At 63.4% G+C, this 2485-nt stretch carries 2 protein-coding genes; both read right to left on the bottom strand.

Annotated elements, in window-relative coordinates; all coding sequences use genetic code 11:
- Window positions 1–395: MTH938/NDUFAF3 family protein (locus ENZ74_RS28930; protein WP_164761284.1), on the bottom strand; the 395-nt coding region annotated here is incomplete at its 3' end.
- On the bottom strand, window positions 370–2485 hold a 2116-nt coding region (gene secD, locus ENZ74_RS28925), incomplete at its 5' end, for a protein translocase subunit SecD (RefSeq protein WP_127313188.1). The genes secD and ENZ74_RS28930, both read right to left, overlap by 26 nt.

Below are 2485 nucleotides of genomic sequence, written 5' to 3'. Positions count from 1 at the left end.
AGGACATTGTAGGTCCGCACCGCGGCCCCCGTCGACATCGGGTCGGATGCAACGCCGGCGGCCTTCAGCGCGGCCCGCAATGCAGCGGGCAACGGCCGAAGATCCCTGCCCATGCCGACCAGCAGGATCTCGATCTTGTCGGCCTCGGACAGCAGCCTGTCAAAATCCGCCACCGTCAGCGCCAAGGGGTCCACCGGCTCCCAGCCATGGATGCCGGATGGCAGACAGAGCAGCGAACCGCGATGCGACATGTCGGCAAAGCGGAATCCGCCATTGCCGTAGGCTTCGATCGGCGCGCGGCCCGGGAAATGCGCCTCGCGGATGACGATGCCTTTGCTGGTCACCGTTAAACCTCTTCGGGGGCGCGCGTCAGGTCGCGACCGCCTTGCCGCCATTGACCGGCTTCTCCTCGTCGGCCGTAGCCTGCGGCCGCAGTTTGAACAGGATCAGCAGCGGGGCGGCGATGAAGATCGACGAATAGGTGCCGAAGATGACGCCGAACAGCATGGCCATGGTGAACGAGCGGATCACCTCGCCGCCGAAAAGCACCAGCGCCAGCAGCGCCAGGATCGTCGTCACCGAGGTCAGCGTCGTTCTCGACAGCGTCTCGTTGATGGCGTTGTTCAGGAGTTGCGGCAGCGGCATGCGCTTGTATTTTCGCAGATCCTCTCGGACACGGTCATAGACCACGATCGTATCGTTCAGCGAATAGCCGATGATCGTCAGGATCGCCGCCAGTGACGACTGGTTGAACTCCAGCCCGGAGATGACGAAGAAGCCGAGCGTCATGACCACATCGTGCACCGTCGCCACGATGGCGCCGACCGCGAACTGCCATTCGAAGCGGAACCAGACATAGATCAGGATACCGAGCAACGCGATCAGCATGGCGATCGTGCCTTGCTTGGCGAGCTCGCCGGACACGGTCGGTCCCACCACTTCGACGCGGCGGAAGTCATAATTATCCTGCAGCTCGCCGCGCACCTTGTCGATGACGGTCTGCTCGGCATTTTCGCCACCATCCTGCGTCCCGACGCGGATCAGCACGTCGTTCGGCGTACCGAACTGCTGCACCTGGACTTCACCGATGTTGAGTTCGGTCAGCCGCGCGCGGAGGTCGGCGAGATCGGCATTGCCGCTCTTGGCCTGCACTTCGATCAGCGAACCGCCCTTGAAATCGATGCCGTAGTTGATGCCGACGGTCATGAACAGCACCACCGACAGGATCGAAAGTGCGCTGGACAGCGTGAACGTCCAGCGACGGATGCCCATGAAGGGGATCTTGGTGCCGGGCGGAACGAAGGTCACCGGCGCCTTCGGCAATTCCTTCGGGCGAGCACGCCGCAGCCAGATCGAGACCAGCAGACGGGTGAAGGTGAAGGCGGTGAAGACGGTCGTCAGAATGCCGATGGCATAGGTGATGGCAAAGCCCTTCACCGGCCCGGTACCGAGATAGAACAGCACCACGGTGGCGATCAGCGAGGTGATGTTGGAATCGACGATGGTCGCCAGCGCCTTGGTGAAACCGGTATCGATCGCCTGGATGACCGAGCGGCCGGCGCGCCGCTCCTCGCGGATGCGCTCGTAGATCAGCACGTTGGAATCGACCGCCATGCCGATGGTCAGCACGATACCGGCGATACCAGGCAAGGTCAGCGTCGCGCCAAGCAGCGAGAGCACGCCGACGATCATCGCCACGTGCACCGCCAGCGCGATGTTGGCGAGGAAGCCGAGGAAGCCGTAGGCGACGAACATGAAGGCAACGACGAGGATAGAACCGATGATGCCGGCAACCTTGCCGGCATGGATCGAATCCTGGCCAAGGCCCGGACCAACGGTACGCTCCTCGATGACGGTTAGCGTCGCCGGCAGCGCGCCGGCGCGCAGCAGCACGGCGAGATCGTTGGCGCTCTGGGCGGTGAAATTGCCGGAGATCTGGCCGGTGCCGCCGAGGATCGGCTCGCGGATCTGCGGCGCCGAAATCACCTGGTTGTCGAGGATGATGGCGAACAGCTTGCCGACATTTTGCGCCGTGGCCTGGCCGAAGCGCGCCGCCCCCTTCGAATCGAAGCGGAACGACACCACCGGCTCGTTGTTCTGCGAATTGTAGGTCGCCTGCGCATCGACGAGGTTTTCGCCCGAGACGATGACGCGGTTCTCGATCAGATACGGAACCGGCGGATCGTCCTGCGAATACAGCACCGACGAGCCGGCAGGCGGACGGCCGTTGAGCGCGTCCTGCACCGGCATCGACTGGTCGACCATCTGGAAGGTCAGCTTGGCGGTCTGGCCGAGGATTTCCTTCAGCCTTTGCGGGTCCTGAAGACCCGGCACCTGGACAAGGATACGGTCGTCGCCCTGCCGCTGCACGATGGGTTCGGTCGTGCCGAGTTCGTTGACGCGGCGTTCGACCACCTCGATCGACTGCGTCAGCGCGGTCGACGTGCGGTATTTGATGCCGGCATCGGTGACGTTGAACTTGAGC

The organism is Mesorhizobium sp. M7A.F.Ca.CA.002.15.2.1 (assembly GCF_003998715.1).
In the GTDB taxonomy this organism is placed as follows: Bacteria; Pseudomonadota; Alphaproteobacteria; order Rhizobiales; family Rhizobiaceae; genus Mesorhizobium; species Mesorhizobium ciceri.
The sequence above is the reverse complement of the archived record's forward strand: the minus strand, read 5'-3'. Positions and strand labels throughout refer to the sequence as shown.